At 67.5% G+C, this 20,439-nt stretch carries 20 protein-coding genes and 1 pseudogene; 4 read left to right on the top strand and 17 right to left on the bottom strand.

What is annotated here, in order from left to right:
- Positions 1–15: 15 nt before the first annotated feature.
- On the top strand, positions 16–369 hold the full coding sequence (locus V5F63_RS04890; RefSeq protein WP_394040058.1) for a DsrE/DsrF/TusD sulfur relay family protein: 354 nt from the start codon (positions 16–18) through the stop codon (positions 367–369).
- On the top strand, positions 369–1,568 hold the full coding sequence (locus V5F63_RS04885; protein WP_509210818.1) for an MFS transporter: 1,200 nt from the start codon (positions 369–371) through the stop codon (positions 1,566–1,568). The genes V5F63_RS04890 and V5F63_RS04885 overlap by 1 nt, the downstream gene beginning before the upstream one ends.
- 495 nt (positions 1,569–2,063) lie before the next feature.
- Here V5F63_RS04885 and V5F63_RS04880 read toward each other — a convergent pair whose 3' ends face one another.
- Positions 2,064–2,255, bottom strand: coding sequence for an NnrU family protein (locus V5F63_RS04880; RefSeq protein WP_394040062.1), 192 nt, complete (start codon positions 2,253–2,255; stop codon positions 2,064–2,066).
- A 57-nt stretch (positions 2,256–2,312) separates the two neighbouring features.
- A complete protein-coding gene (locus V5F63_RS04875) occupies positions 2,313–2,732 on the bottom strand; it encodes a putative zinc-binding protein (protein WP_394069804.1) in 420 nt (139 codons plus the stop codon).
- 310 nt (positions 2,733–3,042) lie between these two features.
- On the opposite strand from V5F63_RS04875, the gene V5F63_RS04870 reads away from it, so the two are divergent.
- Positions 3,043–4,245: an NnrS family protein gene (locus tag V5F63_RS04870; protein ID WP_394040066.1), complete on the top strand. Its 1,203-nt coding sequence runs from the start codon at positions 3,043–3,045 to the stop codon at positions 4,243–4,245.
- 25 nt (positions 4,246–4,270) lie between these two features.
- Here the strand turns inward: V5F63_RS04870 and V5F63_RS04865 are convergent, their stop codons facing one another.
- The 6 genes from V5F63_RS04865 to V5F63_RS04840 all read right to left on the bottom strand — a co-directional run bounded on the left by V5F63_RS04865 (position 4,271) and on the right by V5F63_RS04840 (position 8,313).
- Positions 4,271–4,966, bottom strand: a complete 696-nt coding sequence (locus V5F63_RS04865; RefSeq protein ID WP_394040068.1) for a Crp/Fnr family transcriptional regulator — start codon at positions 4,964–4,966, stop codon at positions 4,271–4,273.
- Between the two features lie 200 nt (positions 4,967–5,166).
- Entirely contained in the window at positions 5,167–5,451 is a 285-nt protein-coding gene (locus V5F63_RS04860; RefSeq protein WP_394040070.1) for a metal-sulfur cluster assembly factor, read from the bottom strand.
- Positions 5,448–6,014, bottom strand: a complete 567-nt coding sequence (locus V5F63_RS04855) for a DUF2249 domain-containing protein (protein WP_394083347.1) — start codon at positions 6,012–6,014, stop codon at positions 5,448–5,450. Before V5F63_RS04855 ends, V5F63_RS04860 begins: the two co-directional genes overlap by 4 nt.
- Complete coding sequence (locus tag V5F63_RS04850) at positions 5,971–7,374, bottom strand: hypothetical protein (RefSeq protein WP_394101752.1); 1,404 nt, start codon at positions 7,372–7,374, stop codon at positions 5,971–5,973. Before V5F63_RS04850 ends, V5F63_RS04855 begins: the two co-directional genes overlap by 44 nt.
- Before the next feature lie 33 nt (positions 7,375–7,407).
- Positions 7,408–7,722, bottom strand: a complete 315-nt coding sequence (locus V5F63_RS04845; protein WP_394083343.1) for a DUF2249 domain-containing protein — start codon at positions 7,720–7,722, stop codon at positions 7,408–7,410.
- Between the two features lie 141 nt (positions 7,723–7,863).
- Positions 7,864–8,313 carry an RrF2 family transcriptional regulator gene (locus V5F63_RS04840; protein ID WP_394083341.1) on the bottom strand — a complete coding sequence of 150 codons (450 nt, stop codon included), beginning with the start codon at positions 8,311–8,313 and terminating at the stop codon, positions 7,864–7,866.
- Here V5F63_RS04840 and V5F63_RS04835 point away from each other — a divergent pair.
- Positions 8,312–9,676: a PAS domain S-box protein gene (locus tag V5F63_RS04835; RefSeq protein WP_394101751.1), complete on the top strand. Its 1,365-nt coding sequence runs from the start codon at positions 8,312–8,314 to the stop codon at positions 9,674–9,676. The genes V5F63_RS04840 and V5F63_RS04835 overlap by 2 nt on opposite strands.
- Positions 9,677–10,046: 370 nt before the next feature.
- Here the strand turns inward: V5F63_RS04835 and V5F63_RS04830 are convergent, their stop codons facing one another.
- The 9 genes and pseudogenes from V5F63_RS04830 to V5F63_RS04790 all read right to left on the bottom strand — a co-directional run bounded on the left by V5F63_RS04830 (position 10,047) and on the right by V5F63_RS04790 (position 20,423).
- Positions 10,047–10,514, bottom strand: a complete 468-nt coding sequence (locus V5F63_RS04830; RefSeq protein ID WP_394083337.1) for a hypothetical protein — start codon at positions 10,512–10,514, stop codon at positions 10,047–10,049.
- 12 nt (positions 10,515–10,526) lie between these two features.
- Positions 10,527–11,540, bottom strand: coding sequence for a GTP 3',8-cyclase MoaA (gene moaA / locus V5F63_RS04825; protein ID WP_394083335.1), 1,014 nt, complete (start codon positions 11,538–11,540; stop codon positions 10,527–10,529).
- Positions 11,541–11,764: 224 nt separating this feature from the next.
- A pseudogene (locus V5F63_RS04820) lies at positions 11,765–12,445 on the bottom strand (carbonic anhydrase); the annotation flags it as partial.
- Positions 12,432–12,815, bottom strand: coding sequence for a hypothetical protein (locus V5F63_RS04815; RefSeq protein ID WP_394083333.1), 384 nt, complete (start codon positions 12,813–12,815; stop codon positions 12,432–12,434). The gene V5F63_RS04815 and the pseudogene V5F63_RS04820, both read right to left, overlap by 14 nt.
- A 9-nt stretch (positions 12,816–12,824) precedes the next feature.
- The gene (locus V5F63_RS04810) at positions 12,825–13,652 is read right to left on the bottom strand and encodes a peptidylprolyl isomerase (RefSeq protein WP_394083331.1); all 828 of its coding nucleotides are present in this window, start codon (positions 13,650–13,652) and stop codon (positions 12,825–12,827) included.
- 5 nt (positions 13,653–13,657) lie between these two features.
- On the bottom strand, positions 13,658–14,434 hold the full coding sequence (gene narI, locus V5F63_RS04805; protein ID WP_394083329.1) for a respiratory nitrate reductase subunit gamma: 777 nt from the start codon (positions 14,432–14,434) through the stop codon (positions 13,658–13,660).
- A 12-nt stretch (positions 14,435–14,446) separates the two neighbouring features.
- On the bottom strand, positions 14,447–15,157 hold the full coding sequence (gene narJ / locus V5F63_RS04800) for a nitrate reductase molybdenum cofactor assembly chaperone (protein WP_394101750.1): 711 nt from the start codon (positions 15,155–15,157) through the stop codon (positions 14,447–14,449).
- Positions 15,157–16,683 carry a nitrate reductase subunit beta gene (gene narH / locus V5F63_RS04795; RefSeq protein WP_394083325.1) on the bottom strand — a complete coding sequence of 509 codons (1,527 nt, stop codon included), beginning with the start codon at positions 16,681–16,683 and terminating at the stop codon, positions 15,157–15,159. The genes narJ and narH overlap by 1 nt, the downstream gene beginning before the upstream one ends.
- The gene (locus V5F63_RS04790; RefSeq protein ID WP_394083323.1) at positions 16,680–20,423 is read right to left on the bottom strand and encodes a nitrate reductase subunit alpha; all 3,744 of its coding nucleotides are present in this window, start codon (positions 20,421–20,423) and stop codon (positions 16,680–16,682) included. Before V5F63_RS04790 ends, narH begins: the two co-directional genes overlap by 4 nt.
- Positions 20,424–20,439 lie beyond the last annotated feature (16 nt).

Raw genomic sequence — 20,439 nt, 5'->3', positions numbered from 1 at the left:
CCGGCGGAGTCGGACATGCATGCGCTGTTCATTCTCAACGATCCGCCCTACGGCACGGAGCGCGTCTATAACGGCCTGCGCGTCGCCGCCGGCATCCTCAAGCAGGATGCGGGAAACCGGGTCACCGTGTTCCTCATGGCGGATGCGGTCGCCGCCGCGAAGGCGGGCCAGAAGACGCCGGACGGCTATTACAATGCGGAGCGCATGCTGAAGCGGGTCCTCGCCGGCAAGGGCGAGGTGCTTCTGTGCGGCACCTGCATGGACGCCCGGGGCCTCACCGATACCGATGTGGCGCCCGGCACCCGGCGCAGCACCATGGATGAACTCTCGGCCATCACCGTTTCGGCCGACAAAGTCTTGGTGTTCTGATGACCGCACCCGCCATTGCGCAGGCGATGCCGCGAAGCCGTATGATCCGGCAGGTCGCGCTGCTCTCCGCCGCCCAGGCGCTGTTCCAGACGGCATCGGTCATGGTGATGACGGTCGCGGGCCTTGCCGGCGCCGCCATCACCCCCGCGCCGGAACTCGCCACGCTGCCGGTGGCGGCCATGTTCCTCGGAACGGCGATCGGCATCGCCCCGGCATCCCTGTGGATGGCCCGCGTGGGGCGAAGGATCGGCTTCGTGGCGGGCGCCGTGCTGGGAACCCTCGGGGGCCTCCTGGGGGCGCTCGGGATCTTCTATGCGTCGCTGCCGCTGCTTTGCCTCGGGACCGGCCTCGTCGGCACCTACCAGGCCTTCGCGCAATTCTATCGCTTTGCCGCGGCGGAGGTGGCCACCGACGCCTTTCGCCCCCGCGCCATCTCCTTCGTTCTTGCGGGCGGGGTGGTGGCCGCCATCGCCGGACCGATCCTCGGGCGCTTCGGCGGCCCCTTGCTGTCGGCGGAATATGCCGGCTCGTTCCTGATCCTCGCGGTCGTTTCGCTGCTGGCAGCGGGTATCCTGCAGGCCGTGGACGTGCCGCGGCCCGCGCAGAGCGCATCGGGCGGCGGGCGACCGCTGGGCGTGATCATCCGGCAGCCCGGCTATCTCGTGGCCCTGTTCGGCGCGGCCACGGGCTATGGCGTGATGATCCTCGCCATGACGGCGACCCCGCTCGCCATGCTGCACCATGACCACGACCTTTCGGCCGCCGCGACGGTGATCCAGCTGCATGTGCTGGGCATGTTCCTGCCGTCCTTCTTCACCGGCGCGCTGATCTCCCGCTTCGGGGTGCTCAAGGTGATGCTGGCCGGGGCGTTCCTGCTGGCGGGTCATGTTCTCATCGCCCTGTCGGGCACGCAATTCCTCGCCTTCGCCTCCGCGCTGGTTCTGCTAGGCGTGGGCTGGAACTTCCTGTTCATCGGCGGCACCACGCTGCTCACGCGATGCTACGCGCCGGAAGAGCGCGCGCGGGCGCAGGCGGCCAACGACCTCGTGATCTTCATCGTCGGGGTGGCGACCTCGCTCGGCGCCGGCGCCATGCTGCACTTTCTCGGCTGGCAGATCATGAACGCGGTGCTGCTACCTTGGCTCGCCCTCGCGGTCCTCGCCCTCGCCTGGCTCGGCTGGCGCGAGCGGCGGGGCTAGGTGCAGTGCGTCATTTCCAGATCACATAGGCCTGACGTCTGAGACAAATCGCGGCAAACCGGCTCACGTTCAGCTACATTCCAACCGCCGATTTCGACGCCGGACCTGAACGTTCCGCAAGGATCCGCCGTCCAGAGGCCTGGAGATCGCCGAACATACACTTCCGCAGTGCCCGCGGGTCCGTCCTCTCGAAGCTGGGGAGCCACCGCTGGCGCGAGCCGGTTGGCCTCCCACGTGCTTCATCCGACACGCGCCGCGTATCATTCGATGCTGCCGGCAATGTGCCCCCTTGTCGGAGCCGCAGGCGCTAGAAAATCTCAGTCAGAGCCAGATGAAAAAGCGGAGGGCACGTCGTCGCGTGCGCCACCCACCGGGGCGCACGCGATACCACCTGGCCTGAAGCTGGTAAAATTCCTGGGTGTAACCATGGTCCATCCTGGTGATGTTGGCCACGTGTAATGATGAATCAGAACTTCTGCCACACGCCGACGCTCATCACCACAGTGCATCGAAAGGAGAACCTTGCAGAGAGACGATCAAGGCGGCGAACAGAGCGAAGGAGATGCTCGAAGCACAGATTTCGTAGGTCTCAAGGCCAATCTGCCCCACAAGCGCCCGCCTCACCCGTGCCGACGACAAAATCGCGTGCGCGAGCAAAAAAATCAGTGATGTAACGAGAAGTTCCATCTGCGTTCCCTCAAGACCCAGAACAAAGGTGACAGATATAAACCATTCATCAATCGCTCATTGATCGGTCGGGAGTCGATTGGGCCTCGAGCATCCGGCCCCATGCCCCCCGATCTCGTGAATGATCCCCCCAAGGAGATCCTCAGCTTCGGCCTGCTCAAAATCCGCATGGAAGCGCTTCTTCACGCCAAGCCGGGTCAGTTCGTACTCGACCTTGGGCCGAAGACCATGACGAGCCAGAGTCTTCTGAACGCACTTCAGCCCGCAGCCATCAATCGCCACGATCGAGCGCCCGGCCTTGGCGATGCGGACCAGAGAGGGGATGTCGCCGCCGAGCCCTGCGATACACGACATTTCCGCATGGCCCAGACGATCCAGGCGAACGGCTAGATAATTGGCGAGCTGCGCCGCGCTCGAACATCCGGAGCACGAATAAACCAATGGCAGGCTCTCAGATGGCGGCGCCTTCGTGTCCATCCCGGAAACCTGTCTTCAAGAATTGCACCGCAACGACGGTCGTTGACATGTGGCTGATCGCTTGCTCATGAAAGCGCCATCTTCAGTCGCGTTCGTTGTTTCAACGCAAACAGATGCAGTGCGGGGCAAACCCTCAATCTTCAGCGAGCTTGCGTTTTGTCACGCAGGACGCGCCGCTGCCCCGTTAGGCTTTCAATGAGACCAGCGAAGACGGCACGCGCCGCCGAGCCCGAGCGGCGGAGAGCATGCCGGATTGCTTGGCGAGACTGGCTGGCGCGGAACGACGCGCTTTCACGGAGACTGAAAGCAAATGGCGCCCCGTCCCGGTCTCAAGACCTATCAAGGCCATCCGTTCCTGTCTTATGGATTTCGTCCTTTCTTCCTGCTTGCCGCGCTCCAGGCGGGGCTGGCCATCCTGGTCTGGCTTCCCTTCGTCGCCGGCATAATCAGCGTGCCCACGGCTTTCGCTCCAGTGGACTGGCACGTCCATGAAATGCTGTTCGGCTACCAAGCCGCCGCCATCGGCGGATTCCTCCTCACGGCCATTCCGAACTGGACCGGCCGGCTGCCCGTCCTCGGCACGCCGCTTCTCGTGCTGGTCCTGGCATGGCTTTTCGGGCGCGCCGCCGTTTCAGTCTCCGCCTGGATCGGATGGGACCTGGCCATGGCGGCGGATGCACTCTTCCTCCTCATGCTCGCGGGCGCGGCCATCCGTGAGATCGTCGCCAGCCGGAACTGGCGCAACCTCAAGGTCGTGACCATTCTCTGCCTGCTCTGCGCGACGAATATCGCCTTCCATGTGGAGGCGCATCTGGCCGGCGAGGCGGTCTATGCGCGGCGGCTCGCGATCGGCACAATCCTCATGCTCGTGGCGTTGATCGGCGGCCGCGTCATTCCGAGCTTCACCAACAACTGGCTCGCCCAGCGTGGCGGGCGCCTGCCCGTTCCGTTCGGCGCCTACGACAAGGCGGTGCTGGTGATGACCGGCCTTGCGCTGACGCTGTGGGTCGTGCGTCCGGATACACGCGCAAGCGGATTGGCGCTCGCCGGCTGCGCGGTGCTGCACCTGCTGCGCCTCTCGCGCTGGGCGGGCGAGCGAACCTGGCGCAATCCCCTCCTGGTAATCCTGCACATCGCCTACCTCTTCGTGCCGCTGGGGTTCGCGCTTTCCGCCGCGGCCAGCTTCGGACTCGCGCCGGCGGGGGCCGGGCTCCATGCCTGGACCGCGGGCGCCTTCGGCACCCTGACGCTCGCCGTCATGTCCCGGGCGAGCCTCGGCCATACGGGGCGACCGCTGATCGCGAGCCCGGCGACGCAGGCCTGCTACCTGCTCGTCGTCGTCGGCAGCCTCGCACGCATCGCATCCGCCTTCGACGCCGGGCCACCTCTGCTGCTGGACGCGGCCGGCCTGTGCTGGTCGTTCGGCTTCATCGGCTTCGCGATCGCCTATTGGGGCGTCTTCACGGGCCCCAAGGTCGCCCAGAAGGCGCCAAGCACGGCCCGCCGCGCCTGATGCGCCGGACACGCCCGCGGCCTGCTCAGTCCTCCCGGCCTTCTGCAAGTTGTGCCAGGCCGGCCATGTCGCGGACCAGCAGCTTCTGCCTCCCGCCTTCCACGAGGCCTTTCGCCTCCCAGGCGCTCAGGATGCGAGAGACGGTGTGGAGCGTGGTCCCGGTCATTTCCGCAATGTCCCGGCGGGAGATGGGGAAGTCGATCCGCAGGCCGTCCACCTCGCGCGTACCGGCCTGCTGGGCGAGGCGCAGCACCGCATGGGCGACGCGCCGCTCCACCTCTTCGGTGGACATCTCGCGGATGCGGGTGTGCGCCTCGTCCAGCCGCTGGCCGATGGTGCGGATCGCGTTCATAGCAAGATGCGGATTGTCCTCCACGAAGCGGTCCCAGGACTCCGTCGGCCAGGCGGCGACGAGACTGTCCACCGCCGCGCTCGCCGTGCCGGGGTAATCCGGCCGGCTCAAGGCGCGTGCGAAGCCGAAGAGATCGCCAGGATGTACCACGCGGACGATGATCTGCTGGCCGTCGCGGGTCACCTGCGTGACCTTGAGGCGGCCGTGCAGCAGCAGGTAGAAGGATCGTGCGGCCTCGCCCTGCTCGAACACGGCGTCTCCCTGAGGGACGCGCCGGACGCTCGCCTGCTGGGTCAGCCGGTCGAGCTGCGTGTCGGTCATGGCGGCAAAGAGCGGGACGCCGCGCAGGATGCTGCGATCGATTCCCACGTCGTTGGTGATCCTTGCGCACGGGAAGAAGCAGGACGCCGGAAGGCGCTGGCGGATAAGACCGCAATCTGCGTGCGCATTCAAGGCGGCGCGCCGCTCTGTCCCTCCCGGCCGAAGCCGGCTTAACCCCGCACAGGCGCGGCGAACGCCCAGGCGGCGCGCGCCCCGCGGAGCAGGGCGCGCGCCGCGAAACCGGCCGGTCACGCGCTGCGGATCATGTCCGGTGTCCAGGCCGGTTCGTAGGTGAGTTTGACCGCCACAGCGGTGACACCGTCCACCCCGGCGACGGCCGCATCGACCATTTCCCGCAATATGCCGGCGAGCGGGCAGCCGCGGGTGGTGGTGGTCATGACGACGTGGACGGAACCGGCAGGCGAGACCTCCAGGGCGTAGATCAGGCCCAGCTCCATCAAACTGAGGCCCATCTCGGGGTCGATCACCGTCGTCAGCGCCGCGCGCACCCGCGTCTCGAGGAGCGCGGTCATGCCCGCGGGCTCCCGCCCCGGCGCACCAGCAGGCGGTAAGACCCGCCCTGGGGTTCGAAGTTTCCAGCCCATTCATGTGCACGCTTGGCCAGTTCGGGGAACAGAAAGACCGGCTCGCGCGCCAGCAGCGCGAACAGGACGTCGCCGGGCTGCAAGTCCTCCAGGGCCTCCAGGATCCGGATCATCGGCTCTGGCGGATCGAGTTCCCGCAGGTCGAGCGCCTCGATCGGGTCGGCCCACGCGGCAGCGGCGGGGCTGGAGCCCGCGGCCAGTGCCTCGTCTGTCCTGATTTCGGCATGGGGCGAGAACAGCACCTCCCAGTCCCCGTCGCCGAGCGCGCGGTCGGCGGCCGCATATCCCAGCCGGGCCATGACCGAGAACAGCGGCACCGGCCGGAAGGGGGCGAGGAGGCGCAGGCTCTGGCCCGGCGCCAGCGCATCCACGGCGGCCATGATGATCTCGAACGGCTCCTGGCCCGCTTTCAGCAGAGGCCGCACGTCCAGTTCGCGCGCCTCCGGCTCAAGGTTGTCCGTCGATCCGGCGGGGGGCTGTGAGGGGGGCATTGTCGGTTCTCCCTGGAGGGCGCGGCGGAAGCAGGATGCGGGGACGGGCATCGTCCGGGGGCCGGAGCGAAGGCTCGATTTCACAAAGGCGCCGGATGCGCACGAACTCGACCGCGAGCCCCGCGGTGCCGGCAAGACAGGCCAGGATGGCGAGCCGGAACCAGGCCGCCGCGCCGAAGGCGAGCGCGAGCGCGCCGGCTGCGACCCCGGCGAAATGGAAGGCGAGCCAGATGCCGGTTCGCGGCATGGCGACGAGGGTCCCCACCTGCGGCACCTTGCGCCGGCCGATCTGCCCGCCATAGGCCTCCAGCCAAGTCATGAAAGAGACGATCTTGACGAGTTGAGCCAGGGTCAGGCCGGAAAGCCAGCCGAACACCAGCAGGAAGACCAATGCAGCCACTAGGCGCTCGCTCGCGCCGAAGATCACGGCCGGCGGCAGCAGCGCCGCGCCGATCCCCAGCGCCGCCACGGCGCCGATGCTCGCGCGCATGTTGATCTCCAGTCCCTTGCGGTGGCGCACGCGGTAGAGCAAGGCGACGTCGCCGCAGTGCAGCAGGGCGGCCAGCGCCAGGGCGCCGACGGCCGCTGCCTCCACCAGGTCGCCGGGATCGAGGCCGGCGCCGAAGGCGGCGAGGCCGGCGCCGGCGGCAAGCAAGGCGATGACCCCGCAGGCCAGCACGGCCGCCATGCGCCGGCGCGGCGGGTCCGGCGACAGCAGGAACATGGCGAACAGGCGATAGCCGACGCCGAAGGCCGTCAGCCCGAGCCAGCCGCCGAGCCCGAGCAGCGCATGAAATCGCGTGCCTTCGGGCAGAAGGCCGGCGGCCGCGAGCCATTCGGCGCGCCCCGCGAAGATCGCTGCGAAGGCGGTTCCGCTCGCGAGCGCCGCCACCAGGGACGCGAGCCCGACCGCGACGAACCGGCCGAAGGGCTGCACGAACCCCGCCCCGCCCATGGTCCCGGCCAGCATCAGGGCCAGCACCGTGAAGCCGGCGGTGATGAGAAGCCCGGCCACCGGCATCAGGTCAAGCGTCCAGTCGGTCCAGCCGGCCAGGACGGAAAAGCCGGCAACCAGAGTAGCGAGGCCGACGACGACGCTCACGAGGACCGGCAGCGCCAGCGGCGCAAAGGCGAGGGGCCGGGAGACCAGCACCGGCACGAACTGGAGCAGGGCGCCCGACATGGCGAGGCTGAGCCAGCCGATGACGACAAGATGAACCACCGCCAGGCTCTCGGGTGCCGCGAGATCCGTGGCAGGATAGCCAATGCCCGCAACCATCAGGCCTTCGGCGAGCGCCAGCAGAGCCAGCGCGACAGCGAAGAAAGTGATGGTCCAGTGGGAATGCGCGGCGAGCGGCATGGCGCCCTTCTCCCGAAGATCCCGAAGACCGCCTCAATGGCCGCCGCATGTGCAGGGCGGTCCGGGCGGCAGGTCGCCTGCGTCCCCGGGGGCCGATCCGGAGCTGGCAGCGCCCAAGCGGCCGATCTCGATCTGCCAGACCTCCGGTCCCTGCTCGACATAGGTCCAGGAGAAAGCTGCGCCATGGACCGCCTCCATCTGCAGCCGCAGCGGCAGCGGATCGTGGCCATTGACGATGCGCACCGCCTCCCCCGGCTTCAGCTGGTCCAGAATCGACAGGATCGTCACATGCCGAATTCTGGCGGGAATCTCGCGTACGTCGATGGGGTCGGGAAGCAGGAGTTGCATGACGGGCTCGAATGTCTGCTGGAGAGGCCCTGTCAGGCTAGCCTGCCTACAGGCCTCCAATTTGCGGAATCTCAAGCAGTCGGGCGGTTTGCGGTGCAGCGGGAAGAACCATTGCTGAATGAGCCGTCTGCGGTCGGCGGCCTATTCGCCTGAAGTCGGAGAGCCTCCCGGTTCGAGCGGCGCGATCAGCCGGCTCAGGGCGCCGCTCCGGTTCGCGACGTCGGAAAGGCTGTATTGATCCAGCACGGCAAAGAATGCCGACATGGCCTCGTTCAGCGCCGACGACAGGCCGCACGCGCCACACAGCACGCAGTTCCGGCAATCGACGACTTCGGTTCCGCTTTCCGTGTGGCGAACGACCGCGCCCACATTGATGAGCGACGGATCTCGCGCGAGGCGGTAGCCGCCCTGCCGCCCCCGAGCGCTCGTCACGTACCCCGCCTTTGCGAGGGCGGCGAGGACCTTCATGAGATGGTTGTGGGAAATAGCGTAGCGCTGCGCGATGTCCGCGATCGAGCATGATCTGTCGGGGTAGGCCGCGAGGTGCAGCAGCACGCGCATCGCATAGTCGGAATAAAGGGTCAGTCGCATGGGTTGTCCATCGGTGCTATGCGGACACATAAATCCAGTATATCAAATGATTTCTGGAGACCCTTCCATGGCCGAACAATCTGCTTCTTCCGCAAGCGTCGGCGAGGCGTCGCCGATGCGGGCCTTCTTGGTCGAGCGCCGTATCCGAGAGAGCGATCTCATCACGTCGTTCGTGCTCCAGCCGCTCGACGGCGGCGCGCCCCTGCCGCACGAGGCCGGACAGCACCTCTCGCTGTTCGTGGATATCCCTGCGGTGGGACGGCAGAAGCGCAACTACACCATTTCGTCCGCCCCGAACGGCCGCTCCTACCGCATCTCGGTGAAGCGGGAGCCGGGAGGCATGGTCTCCCGATGGCTGCACGACCATGCCGAGCCGGGAACGCGAGTCGAGGTCGGCGCGCCGGGCGGGAGCTTTGTTTTCGGCGCCGAAACCAAGCGTCCGATGGTCCTGCTCAGCGCCGGTGTGGGACAGACTCCGATGGTGGCGATGATCGAAGCGGTGGCCGCCACTGGATGCAAGGTCCCGGTGCACTTCATCCATTGCGCCCGCAACGGCGGGGAGCACGCATTCGGCGCCCATGTTCGCGAGACCGCCGCGGCAGGCAGCGCAATCGTGGCGACCTTCTTCTATACCCAACCGGGGCCTGACGACGCGGCACAGGGTCGTTTCGACATCGAGGGCCGGGTCTCGATCGACTGGGTCGCGGCGCACACCCCGGTGCGCGATGCCGACTATTTCATCTGCGGGCCGCTCTCGTTCCTGAAGACCTTCGTCGGCGGCCTTGCGCGTCTCGGCGTGTCGCCGGACCGGCTGCATTATGAGTTCTTCGGTCCGGTGGACGATCTCTTCGAAGAGGACAGCGGCGAACAAGGCGCCCCGCCAAGCCCCGCTAAGGCGCCGCTCGGTCGAATGTCGCAGATCGCCGCCGGCTTCACCCGCGCCCAAATCGGTGACACGCTCATCGACAGCGCAGCGGATGCCGTGGTCGTTTCCGACGCCCAGGGCGCAATCGTGCTCTGGAACCCCGGAGCGGAACGTATTTTTGGCTTCTCCGAGCAGGAGACCCTCGGCCAGTCGCTCGACATCATCATTCCCGAGCCGTTCCGTGCGCGCCATTGGGACGGATATCGGGAAACCGTGGCCTCCGGGCAGAGCCGCTACGGAGCCGGCGATCTTCTTGCGGTGCCCGGGCTGAGGCGCGACGGCCGGCGCATCTCCATCGAGTTCACCATCGTCCTCATCAAGGACCAGAGCGCGAAGGTGATCGGCATGGCCGCCACCATCCGCGATGTGAGCGCCCGGTTCGAAGAGACGAAGGCGCTCAAGAAGAAGGTCGCGGAACTGGAAGCAAGGGGGGCGTGAGGTCGGCGCGGTGTGGGGCGATCCGCTGACATCACTGCGCTCGGATCGGCGCCGCCCCTGCCGTAGCGTGTATATATCCGTCGATGAGGGGACCCGGCAACGCCGTGGCCTGAAGAGCCGCGACGGCGTCTGCTGCGCTTGCCCGGCCCTGCAGGCGATCCTGGAAGATATCGCCGACCGTGTCGATTGCGTGCGGTGACAGCCGCAGCCACCTGATTCCAACAGCACTCGCCTCAGCGCGGTCCGGGCAATAGACTTGCACGCCGTGCGAGAGCGTTTGTATCCCGTTTACGGCAAGGAACGGCTGCCGGTCCAAAGTCAGAGCATCCAGCCCGTCCCTCTGTCGTCCATCCGTGCGCGGATTCTGACATCAGAAGAAGAGCAACCCATGCCCGCCGGCACCTGCGCCGAGGATTGTCAGCGTGGACACGAGCAGCAGGATCAGATGGAGCTTCAGCGCGCGCCCGAGCAGCACTTCCGGCGCCGCGTGGGCGGCGGCGGCGATGCGCCGGCCCAGGAGCGGCTCCACCACGAACACCACCGTCATGAAGAGGGTCCAGACCGCCACCATGGCGGTCATCCACCAGAAGGCGGGGTCGGCGAAGCGGTCCCACAGGTCGAGGCGATGGGTCATCCAGAAGCCGGTGGCGCCGGCCATGGGGATGGAGATGCGCACCTGCGCGGCAAAGCGGTGCTCGATGCGCTCGAACAGGCCCACGCCGGCCGTGCCCGCCCGGCGGGCCAGGGGCAGGATGACAAGCGTCACGAACGACACGCCGCCGATCCAGTGGACGATGGCCAGCAGGTGCAGCGCCCGGGCAAGGATAGTGTCATCCATGGAGGGACCGCCTCAACCGCCCAATGCCGACATGTGGCGGGCGAGCGCGGGCGCGCCGCCGCGATCGATGACGAAATCGTGCCCCCGCGGCTTGGCGCGGATGGCCCCGGCTATGGCCGCGTGCAGCGGGCCGTCGTCCGGGCTTGCGCGCAGCGGTGTCTTCAGGCCCACCGCGTCCTCCTGGCCGAGGCAGGTGTAGAGCACGCCCGTGGCGCTCACCCGCACGCGGTTGCAGCTCTCGCAGAAGGAATGGCTCATGGGCGTGATGAAGCCGATGCGCCCGCCGGTGCTCCCGACCCGGGCGTAGCGCGCCGGGCCGCCGGTGCGCTCCGCAGTGTCGGTGAGTTCGAGGCGGGTCTCGATCAGCGCCCGCAGCCGGTCGAGCGGTAGATACTGGTCGATGCGGTCGGCGCCCACCTCGCCCAGCGGCATGGTCTCGATGAAGGTGAGGTCCATGCCGTTGCCATGGGCGAAGCCGATGAGGTCGAACACCTCGCGCTCGGTGGTCCCGGCCAGTGCGACGGCATTGAGCTTCACCTTCAGCCCGGCCTCCCGCGCCGCGCGGATGCCGTCCATCACCTGCCCCAGCGTGCCGCGGCGGGTGATGGCGCGGAAGCGGGCGGGATCGAGGGTGTCGAGGGAGACGTTGACGCGCTTCACGCCGCAGCGGGCGAGCGCGTCGGCGTGGCGGGAGAGCTGGGTGCCGTTGGTGGTGAGCGTCAGCTCCTTCAGCGCGCCGCAGGAGAGATGGCGCGACAGGGCGCCGAACAGGTCCATGATGCCCTTGCGGACCAGCGGTTCGCCGCCGGTGATGCGCAGCTTGGTGACGCCCATGGCGATGAAGGCGCTGGCGAGGCGGTCCAGTTCCTCGATGGAGAGCACCTGGTCGCGCGGCAGGAAGGTCATGTCCTCCGCCATGCAATAGACGCAACGCAGGTCGCAGCGGTCGGTCACCGACAGACGCAGATAGGTGATGCGGCGGCCGAGCAGGTCGACCATGGCGCAAGGAGCCGGGGACGGACGCATGTTCAGATCTCCTCCATGCCCGCCGGCGCGCCAAAGGCCGCGTGGGCGCGCCGTGGCGCGACGGCCGGAACCGCCGGGACAGCGGGGAAGGTGCCGCAAGTGCAGGCATCGCCGCAGGCCGGCAGTTCAGCAGCGTTCAGGTCGGCCACGTCCAGTTCCAGGAAGGCGGCGATGGCGTGGAGCCGTGCGGCGGACATGGGTTCCTGCGGGGCAGCAAGCAGGGTGTCCAGGGGGCGCAAGGCGGCAAGCTCGGCGCAGGACGAAAGGGTGGTGCCGAGGTCGCGCAGCAGCCCGTCGCCGATGCCGTAGATCCAGCCGTGGACGGTCACGTCCAGGCCGCGCGTCCAGGCCGATTTCAGCACGGGAGTGGCGGCGAGGCGGCGGATCTGCAGTTCCACGTTCAGCTCGCACATGCGGTCGAGCCGCCTTTCCGCGAGGCCCGGCGCATCGAGCGCCCGGCGGTGGCGCGCGTGAAGTTCCACGATGGGCGCAAGCCAGTGGTCCACCAGGCCGCCGTCCACCGCGCCGTCCGCATGTTCAAGGGCGCGCCGCACGCCGCCGCAGCCGTAATGGCCGCAGACGATGACATGGCGCACCCGCAGCACTTCCACTGCATATTCCAGCACCGCCAGCATGTTCATGTCGCTGGAATGGATCACGTTGGCGATGTTGCGGTGAACAAAGATCTCGCCCGGGTCGAGGCCCACCACGTCGTTGGCCGGCACCCGGCTGTCGGAGCAGCCGACCCAGAGGAAGCGGGGTGCCTGCTGCTCGGCGAGGCGACGGAAGAAGGTGGGGTCCTGCGCGCTCTTGGCATGGGCCCAGGCGAGATTGTTGTCGAACAACTCGTCGAGCACGGCGCCGGACAAGCTGCGCGCCCGGCTTGCGGGATCAGGGCGCTCCATCGGCGCCTCCCGGGTGCGCCTCATTCGCGTGGTCGCCGCACCCGCCGGTGCCGCCGCACCCGCAGCCGCCCTCCTGCGACGCGGCGGCGGACGCATCGGCCTTCAGGGCCCACTCCATCATGGCCCTCAGACAGGTGGCAGCGGGGTCCGTGCCCTTTTCCAGCGCGGTCATGAGGGCGAGCCAGTCCTCGTCCGAAGCCCCACTGCTGAAGCGGGCGCAGGCAGCGGCGGCATAGTCCGCCGCGCCCTCGCCGAATGGGGCGCCGGCCGCCTCGGCCCGCGCCGCGAGGGTCACGTCGCCGAGGGAGAACAGGATCTCCTCGGCAAACCGCCCGTCCTGGAGTTGCTTAAGGAGGGTGCCGAGCAGCATCTGCGCCTCCTATTGCACCAGGGGCGAGGCCGCCCCGTCCATGGCGACGCCGCGGATCTGCGCGCGCCCGACCAGGAGGCTCAGGTACTGGCGCACGGCGATGTGCCAGGCGGTCAGCTCCAGGTGCCCGGCGATGACCGGCTCGACCGCCTCGAACGGCAGATCGCGCCCGTCGATGCGGTGGGCGAGGTGCACGATGTGGAAGCCGTAGCGCGTCTCCACCGGCTCGGGATGCACCATGCCGGGCGCCAGCGCCGCGAGCGCCGCCTCGAACTCGGCCACCGTCTGCCCCCGACCGATCTGGCCGAGGCTGCCGCCCACCTCGCGGGAGGGGCAGGCGGAATGCGCGCGAGCCATCGCCTCGAACGCGGCTTCGCCCGAAAGGATCTGCGCGAGCAGCGCCTGCGCCGTCGCGCGCGCCTCGGCCCTGCCCCCGGCATCGTCCGGGGCGGCGGGAATGAGGATGTGCGCCACCTCGAATAGGTCGTCGGTGCGGAAGCTGGCGCGGTGGCGCTCGAAATGGCGGCGGCAGGTGGCCGTGTCTGCCGTCGGCACCTTCACTTCCTGCCCCAGGAGGGCGCGGATGGTGGCCTCCTCGTCGGTCTCGCGCGATCCGTCCGGGTGGGCGGCGGGCCGGGCGGCGATGTCGAGGCGGTCGGCCTCGGCCAGCAGCAGCTCGCGCACCACCAGAGCGCGGGCGGCGGCGTGCCAGGCCTGCGCCGGCGTGGTGGCATGGTGGTTCTGGATCTCCCGCGCGATCTCGGCGCGGGAGATGATGACGCCATTGACCGAAACTTCGTCGGGTCGCGTGGCGCGGGTGGCGGCAACCTGTGTCATGGCGCTCACTCCGCCGGGCTGCGGGCGGGAAGGGCGGCCGCCGGCCGCACCGCGGCGATGGGCGCACGCGCGGCCATGGGAACCCCGGCGCGGCGCGGCAGACGGGTGCGCACCACCTGATAACCGGTGCGGCCGAGATACCAGACCGGCGCGCTCCACACGTGCACGAGGCGGGTGAAGGGGAATACCAGGAAGATGGTCATGCCCAGCACCAGATGCGCCTTGAACACGGGGCTGACGTCCGCCACGTAAGCGGCGGCCGAGGGCTGGAGGGTGAGGATGCCCTGCGCCCAATTCATGAACTTCACCATCTCGTGCCCGTCCATGTGCTGGAGCGAGATGAAGATCGTGGAGAGCCCCAGCATCAGCTGTACCCACAAAAGGAGCAGGATGGCGGTGTCGCCGAAGCTGGAATTCGCCCGGATGCGCGGATCGAACAGCCGGCGGTGAGCCAGAAGCGCGATGCCGACAAAGCACATCACCCCGGCGATGCCGCCCGCCGTGATGGCGAGCCCCTGCTTGAAGCTGTGCGACACACCCAGCGCATCGAACACCCAGATGGGGGTGAGCAGGCCGCCCGCATGGCCGATGAAGATGACCAGGATGCCCACGTGGAACAGGTTAGAGCCCCAGCGCAATTGCCGCTTGCGCAGCAATTGGGACGAGCCGGTCTTCCAGGTGTATTGCTCGCGGTCGAAGCGGATCAGGCTGCCGAGCAGGAACACGGTGAGGCAAAGATAAGGATACCAGCCGAACAGAGCGGCGTTGATGGCCTGGGACATGATCGCCCTCCCTCAAGCGACGGTGTGGCGCGCGTCGCGCTGGGCGGCACGCAACTGGGTTCTGAAGCGGTCCACGGAGCAGGCGCCCATGCCCTCGCCGGGCCCGAAGGTGACCGCAGTCTCCTCCCAGGCAGCGTCGAGGGCGGCAAAGTCGTCCACCTGTTCATCCACCGCAGGTGCTGGGGATGGGGCGGCCACCATCCCGTCGGCCGCCAGCGTCCGCAGCGCGGCGAATACGGCCGCATAGGCGGAGCCGCGCGACGTGAGCCGCTCCTGGAGGCTCGCGAGGATGTGGGCGATGTCGGCCATCAGCCCCCGCGCCTCGGTCAGGGGCCGGGTGGAGAGAAACTCCAGGAACAGGGGCAGGTAGTCCGGCAGTTCGTTGGCGATGAGCACGAGCCCGCCCTTCTCATAGATGCCGGCGAGGTCCACCATGGCTTGCCCGCGATCGCGGCTTTCTCCGTGCACGTGCTCGAACAAATGCAGCGACAGGCGCCGGGTACGGTCAAACAGACCGACATAGGTTTCCTGCAGAGCGAACAGGTCCTCCTGCGCCAGTTCCGCGATGAGGGGGGCAAGGGCAGCGCGCTCCGGCGCTGCCACAAGGCCTTCCAGCGCGAGCACGTCGGCGATGGCCGGCGCGGCGGCCGCCAGATCCTCGCCCGGATAGGCAAGGAGGGCGGACAGCGCCTTGAAGGTCAGGCTCGGGGATGCGCTCGCCATCACTCCACCTCCATCGGGGTGCGGGCCTTCTTCGCGGAAGGACTGCCGAACAGGTTGAGATCACTGTCGCCGCCGGAGCAGCCATTGCCGAAGGAGAAGCCGCAGGACCCGCGCAGATCGTAGGCGTCCTCGCTCCATTCGCGGTGGGCGGTGGGGATGACGAAGCGGTCCTCGTAATTGGCGATGGCCATCACCTGGTACATGTCATCGATGGCCGCGCCGGTGAGGCCGACCCTGGTGGCAATGGCCTCGTCGATGCGCCCGTCCACGGTCTTGGCGCGCATATAGGCCCTCATGGCCAGCATGCGCTCCAGCGCCAGGGCGACCGGCTCCTCATTGCCGGCCGTGAGCAGGTTCGCAAGATACTTCAACGGGATGCGCAGCGAACGCACGTCCGGCATCTCGCCGTCGAGCCCCATCTTGCCGGACGCGGCGGCATTCTGGATGGGCGAGAGCGGCGGCACGTACCACACCATGGGCAAAGTGCGGTATTCGGGATGGAGCGGGAAGGCCACCTTCCACTCCATGGCCATCTTCCAGACGGGCGAATGGCGCGCCGCCTCGATCCACGCATCGGGCACGCCGTCGGCGCGGGCCTGGGCGATGACCGCGGGGTCCTTGGGGTCGAGGAAGAGGTCGAGCTGGGCCTGGTAGAGCTTCGTCTCGTCCTCGACGCTGGCGGCTTCCTCGATGCGGTCGGCGTCATAGAGCAGCACGCCGAGATAGCGGATGCGCCCGACACAGGTCTCCGAGCAGACGGTGGGCTGGCCCGCCTCGATGCGCGGATAGCAGAAGATGCACTTCTCCGACTTTCCCGAAGACCAGTTGTAATAGATCTTCTTGTAGGGGCAGCCGGAGACACACATGCGCCAGCCCCGGCACTTGTCCTGGTCGATGAGGACGATGCCGTCCTCCTCCCTTTTATAGATGGCGCCGGAGGGGCAGGCCGCCGCGCAGGTGGGGTTCAGGCAGTGCTCGCACAGGCGCGGCAGGTACATCATGAAGGTGTTTTCGAACTGGCCGTAGATGTCGGCCTGGATGCCCTCGAAGTTCGCGTCCTTCCGGCGCTTCTCGAACTCGCCGCCGAGGATCTCCTCCCAGTTCGGCCCCCATTCGATCTTCTCCATCCGCTCGCCTGAAATCAGCGAGCGCGGGCGCGCGGTTGGGAACGCCTTGGATTCCTTGGCCGTTTGCAGGTGCTCGTAGTCGAAGGTGAAGGGCTCGTAGTAATCGTCGATCTCGGGCAGGTCGGGATTGGCGAAGATGTTGGCGAGGATGCGCCATTTCGCGCCCATCCGCGGCTCGATCTTGCCGTTCGCCTTGCGGCGCCAGCCGCCGTTCCACTTCTTCTGGTTCTCCCATTCGCGGGGATAGCCGACGCCGGGCTTGGTCTCCACATTGTTGAACCAGGCGTATTCGACACCCTGGCGGCTGGTCCACACATTCTTGCAGGTGACCGAGCAGGTATGACACCCGATGCACTTGTCGAGGTTGAGAACCATGGCGATCTGGGCACGGATCTTCATTGGGCCATCTCCTTCGCCGGGGTGGTCGAAAGGGGCTCTTCCAGCCAGTCGACCTTGTTCATCTTGCGGATGACGACAAACTCGTCGCGGTTTGATCCCACGGTGCCGTAATAGTTGAAGCCGTAGGCCAGTTGGGCGTAGCCGCCGATCATGTGGGTCGGCTTCAGCACCGTGCGGGTCACCGAGTTGTGGATGCCGCCCCGGTTGCCGGTGAGCTCGGAGCCGGGCGTGTTCACGATCTTTTCCTGGGCGTGATACATCATCATCATGCCCGGCATGACGCGCTGTGAGACCACCGCGCGGGCGGTGAGCGCGCCGTTGGCGTTGAACACCTCCACCCAGTCGTTGTCGACGATGCCGGCGCTGCGCGCATCATCCTCCGAAACCCACACCACCGGGCCGCCGCGGTTCAGCGTCAGCATCAGAAGGTTGTCGGTGTAGGTGGAGTGGATGCCCCACTTCTGGTGCGGGGTGATGAAGTTGAGCACGATTTCCTTGTGCCCGTTGGGCCGCGCGTCGCGGTGGCCGACAATGGTCTTCAGGTCCACCGGCGGCTTCCAGGTGACGAGGCCCTCGCCGAACGCGCGCATCCAGAGATGATCCTGATAGAGCTGCTGGCGGCCGGAGAGGGTGCGCCACGGGATCAGCTCGTGCACGTTGGTGTAGCCGGCGCTGTAACAGACCGTCTCGCTCTCGATGCCCGACCAGGTGGGCGAGGAGATGATCTTGCGCGGCTGGGCCTGCACGTCGCGGAAGCGGATCTTCTCATCCTCCTTCGCCCGCGCCAGGTGGGCGTGCTCGCGCCCGGTGGCCTTGGAGAGGGCATCCCACGCCTTCACCGCCACCTCGCCATTGGTCTCCGGCGCCAGCATGAGGATGACCTCGGTGGCGTCGATGTCAGTCTCTATCTTCGGCAGGCCTTTAGCTGGGCCGTCGCGATGCACGCCGTTGAGGGCGCGCAACGCATCCACCTCGTGTCCGGTCTTCCAGGCGATACCCTTGCCGCCGTTGCCGATGCTCTCCATCAGCGGGCCGAGAGCGGTGAAGCGGGCATAGGTGGCGGGATAGTCGCGCGTCACCACCGTGACCTGCGGCATGGTCTTGCCGGGAACGGGCTCCACTTCGCCGTTTTTCCAGTCCTTCACGTCCATGGCCTGCGCCAGCTCTCCCGCCGTGTCGTGCAGGATGGGGGTGAGGACCGTGTCCTCCTCCACGCCCAGCACCTCGGGGGCGACCTGCGAGAAGGCTTTCGCGATGCCCTTGTAGATGTCCCAGTCGGAGCGGGCTTCCCACGCCGGGTCCACCGCCGCGGACAACGGATGGATGAAGGGATGCATGTCCGAGGTATTGAGGTCGTTCTTCTCGTACCAGGTGGCGGTGGGCAGCACGATGTCCGAGTAGACGCAGGTGGTGGACATGCGGAAGTCCAGCGTCACCAGGAGATCGAGCTTTCCTTTCGGCGCCTCTTCATGCCAGACGACTTCCTTGGTGCGCACGGCGCCTTCCGCGCCGAGGTCCTTGCCCATGACGCCGTTTTCGGTACCGAGCAGGTGCTTCAGGAAGTATTCGTGCCCCTTGCCGGAGGAGCCGAGTAGGTTGGAGCGCCAGATGAACAGGTTACGCGGCCAGTTCGCCTCATGGTCCGGGTCGTGGCAGGAGAGTTCCAGCTCGCCCGACTTCAGCGCGGAGGCCACATAGTCCTTCACCTCCCGGCCGGCGGCCTTCGCCTGGCGGGCGATGTCCAGCGGGTTCTGCTTGAGCTGGGGCGCGGAGGGCAGCCAGCCCATGCGCTCGGCCTTCACATTGTAGTCGATGAAGGTCTGGTTCCAGTCCCCCTCCGGGGCGGTGGGGGAGAGGATCTCGCCGGCGGTCAGGGTCTCGTAGCGCCACTGGTCCGTGTGGGCGTACCAGAAGGAGGTGGCGTTCTGCTGGCGTGGCGGGCGGCTCCAGTCGAGGCCGAAGGCCAAGGGCTGCCAGCCGGTCTGCGGGCGCAGCTTCTCCTGCCCCACATAATGCGACCAGCCGCCGCCGGACTGGCCGACGCAACCGCAGAACACCAGGAGGTTGATCACCCCCCGGTAGCTCATGTCCATGTGGTACCAATGGTTCATGGCGGCGCCGATGATCACCATGGAGCGGCCGTTGGTCTTTTCCGCATTGGTGGCGAACTCGCGCGCCACGGTGACGATGGCCCCGCGCTTCACCCCGGTGATGCGTTCCGCCCAGGCGGGGGTGAAGGGCACGTCGTCGTCATAGGTGGTGGCGACGTGATCGCCGCCGAAGCCGCGGTCGAGGCCGTAGTTCGCCATCATCAGGTCGTAGACGGTGGCGACCTTCATTTCGCTTCCGTCCGCGCCCGCCAGAGTGCGCACCGGCACGTTACGGGTGAGGATCTCGCCGTGCTGGGTGGCGACGAAATGCTCGGTCGCCCGTCCGCCGAAATAGGGGAAATCCACCGCCGCGATCTCGTCGGCGCAGTCGGCCAGCGTCAGCTTCAGGCGAATGGCGCGGCCGTTCCCGTCCTTCTCCTCCAGGTTCCACTTCGCCTGCTCGCCCCAGCGGTGGCCGATGGAGCCGAGCGGCGCGACAAGATCGCCGGATGCCTCGTCCAGCGCCACCGTCTTCCATTCGGGATTGTTGGCCTCGCCCAGCGCCGCGGGCAGGTCGGACGCGCGCAGCATCCGCTCGGCCACCAGATGCCCGTTCTGCTCCACTAGGCGGACCAAGAACGGCATATCCGAGTAGCGCCGCAGGTAGTCGTCGAAATAGGGCACCTGCCGGTCGACGTGATATTCCTTGAGGATCACATGGCCCATGGCGAGAGCCAGCGCCGCGTCCGTGCCCTGCTTTGGGTTCAGCCAGATGTCGGCGAACTTGGTGGCTTCGGCATAATCGGGCGAGACCACGGCGCTCTTAGTGCCCTTGTAGCGCACCTCGGTGTAGAAATGGGCGTCCGGCGTGCGGGTCTGCGGTACGTTGGAGCCCCACACGATGATGAACCCGGCATTGTACCAGTCGGCGCTTTCCGGCACGTCGGTCTGCTCGCCCCAGGTCTGGGGGGAGGCGGGCGGCAGGTCGCAATACCAGTCGTAGAACGACAGGCACACGCCGCCGATGAGCGAAAGATAGCGCGCCCCCGCCGCATAGGAGACCATGGACATGGCCGGGATGGGCGAGAAGCCCACCACCCGGTCCGGCCCGTGGGTGCGCACGGTATAGGCGTTGGCGGCGGCGATGATCTCGTTCACCTCGTCCCAGGTGGCGCGCACCAGGCCGCCATGGCCGCGGATGGAGGTGTAGGAGGCGCGTGCCTGCGGATCCTCCACGATGGAGGCCCAGGCCGCCACAGGCGAAAGCTTTGCCCGCGCGGCGCGCCACAGCTTCAGAAGCCGGCCGCGGATCATCGGATACTTCACCCGCGCGCCGGAATAGAGATACCAGCTGTAGGAGGCGCCGCGGGCGCAGCCGCGCGGCTCGTGATTGGGCAGATCAGGCCGCGTACGGGGATAGTCCGTCTGCTGGGTTTCCCAGGTGACGATGCCGCCCTTGACGTAGATCTTCCACGAGCAGGAGCCGGTGCAGTTTACGCCATGGGTGGAGCGCACGATCTTGTCGTGCTGCCAGCGCTTCCGGTAGCCGTCCTCCCACGAGCGGTCCTCGTGGGTGACGATGCCGTGGCCGTCGGAGAAGGTCTCCGTTTCGCGGCGGAAGAAGGTGAGACGGTCAAGGAAATGGGACATGTTCTTCCTGCCTCCC

The sequence above is a fragment of the Xanthobacter wiegelii genome (genome assembly GCF_043193855.2).
GTDB lineage: Bacteria > Pseudomonadota > Alphaproteobacteria > Rhizobiales > Xanthobacteraceae > Xanthobacter > Xanthobacter flavus_A.
This window is presented reverse-complemented; position numbering and strand designations above follow the sequence as displayed.

Excerpts from the sequence above, each read along its gene's own strand:
- V5F63_RS04890 (WP_394040058.1), top strand. The coding sequence starts at position 16 with ATGCATGCGCTGTTCATTCTCAACGATCCGCCCTACGGCACGGAGCGC.
- V5F63_RS04885 (WP_509210818.1), top strand. The coding sequence starts at position 369 with ATGACCGCACCCGCCATTGCGCAGGCGATGCCGCGAAGCCGTATGATC.
- V5F63_RS04880 (WP_394040062.1), bottom strand. The coding sequence starts at position 2,255 with ATGGAACTTCTCGTTACATCACTGATTTTTTTGCTCGCGCACGCGATT.
- V5F63_RS04875 (WP_394069804.1), bottom strand. The coding sequence starts at position 2,732 with ATGGACACGAAGGCGCCGCCATCTGAGAGCCTGCCATTGGTTTATTCG.
- V5F63_RS04870 (WP_394040066.1), top strand. The coding sequence starts at position 3,043 with ATGGCGCCCCGTCCCGGTCTCAAGACCTATCAAGGCCATCCGTTCCTG.
- V5F63_RS04860 (WP_394040070.1), bottom strand. The coding sequence starts at position 5,451 with ATGACCGCGCTCCTCGAGACGCGGGTGCGCGCGGCGCTGACGACGGTG.
- V5F63_RS04855 (WP_394083347.1), bottom strand. The coding sequence starts at position 6,014 with ATGCCCCCCTCACAGCCCCCCGCCGGATCGACGGACAACCTTGAGCCG.
- V5F63_RS04850 (WP_394101752.1), bottom strand. The coding sequence starts at position 7,374 with ATGCCGCTCGCCGCGCATTCCCACTGGACCATCACTTTCTTCGCTGTC.
- V5F63_RS04845 (WP_394083343.1), bottom strand. The coding sequence starts at position 7,722 with ATGCAACTCCTGCTTCCCGACCCCATCGACGTACGCGAGATTCCCGCC.
- V5F63_RS04835 (WP_394101751.1), top strand. The coding sequence starts at position 8,312 with ATGGGTTGTCCATCGGTGCTATGCGGACACATAAATCCAGTATATCAA.
- V5F63_RS04840 (WP_394083341.1), bottom strand. The coding sequence starts at position 8,313 with ATGCGACTGACCCTTTATTCCGACTATGCGATGCGCGTGCTGCTGCAC.
- V5F63_RS04830 (WP_394083337.1), bottom strand. The coding sequence starts at position 10,514 with ATGGATGACACTATCCTTGCCCGGGCGCTGCACCTGCTGGCCATCGTC.
- moaA (WP_394083335.1), bottom strand. The coding sequence starts at position 11,540 with ATGCGTCCGTCCCCGGCTCCTTGCGCCATGGTCGACCTGCTCGGCCGC.
- V5F63_RS04815 (WP_394083333.1), bottom strand. The coding sequence starts at position 12,815 with ATGCTGCTCGGCACCCTCCTTAAGCAACTCCAGGACGGGCGGTTTGCC.
- V5F63_RS04810 (WP_394083331.1), bottom strand. The coding sequence starts at position 13,652 with ATGACACAGGTTGCCGCCACCCGCGCCACGCGACCCGACGAAGTTTCG.
- narI (WP_394083329.1), bottom strand. The coding sequence starts at position 14,434 with ATGTCCCAGGCCATCAACGCCGCTCTGTTCGGCTGGTATCCTTATCTT.
- narJ (WP_394101750.1), bottom strand. The coding sequence starts at position 15,157 with ATGGCGAGCGCATCCCCGAGCCTGACCTTCAAGGCGCTGTCCGCCCTC.
- narH (WP_394083325.1), bottom strand. The coding sequence starts at position 16,683 with ATGAAGATCCGTGCCCAGATCGCCATGGTTCTCAACCTCGACAAGTGC.
- V5F63_RS04790 (WP_394083323.1), bottom strand. The coding sequence starts at position 20,423 with ATGTCCCATTTCCTTGACCGTCTCACCTTCTTCCGCCGCGAAACGGAG.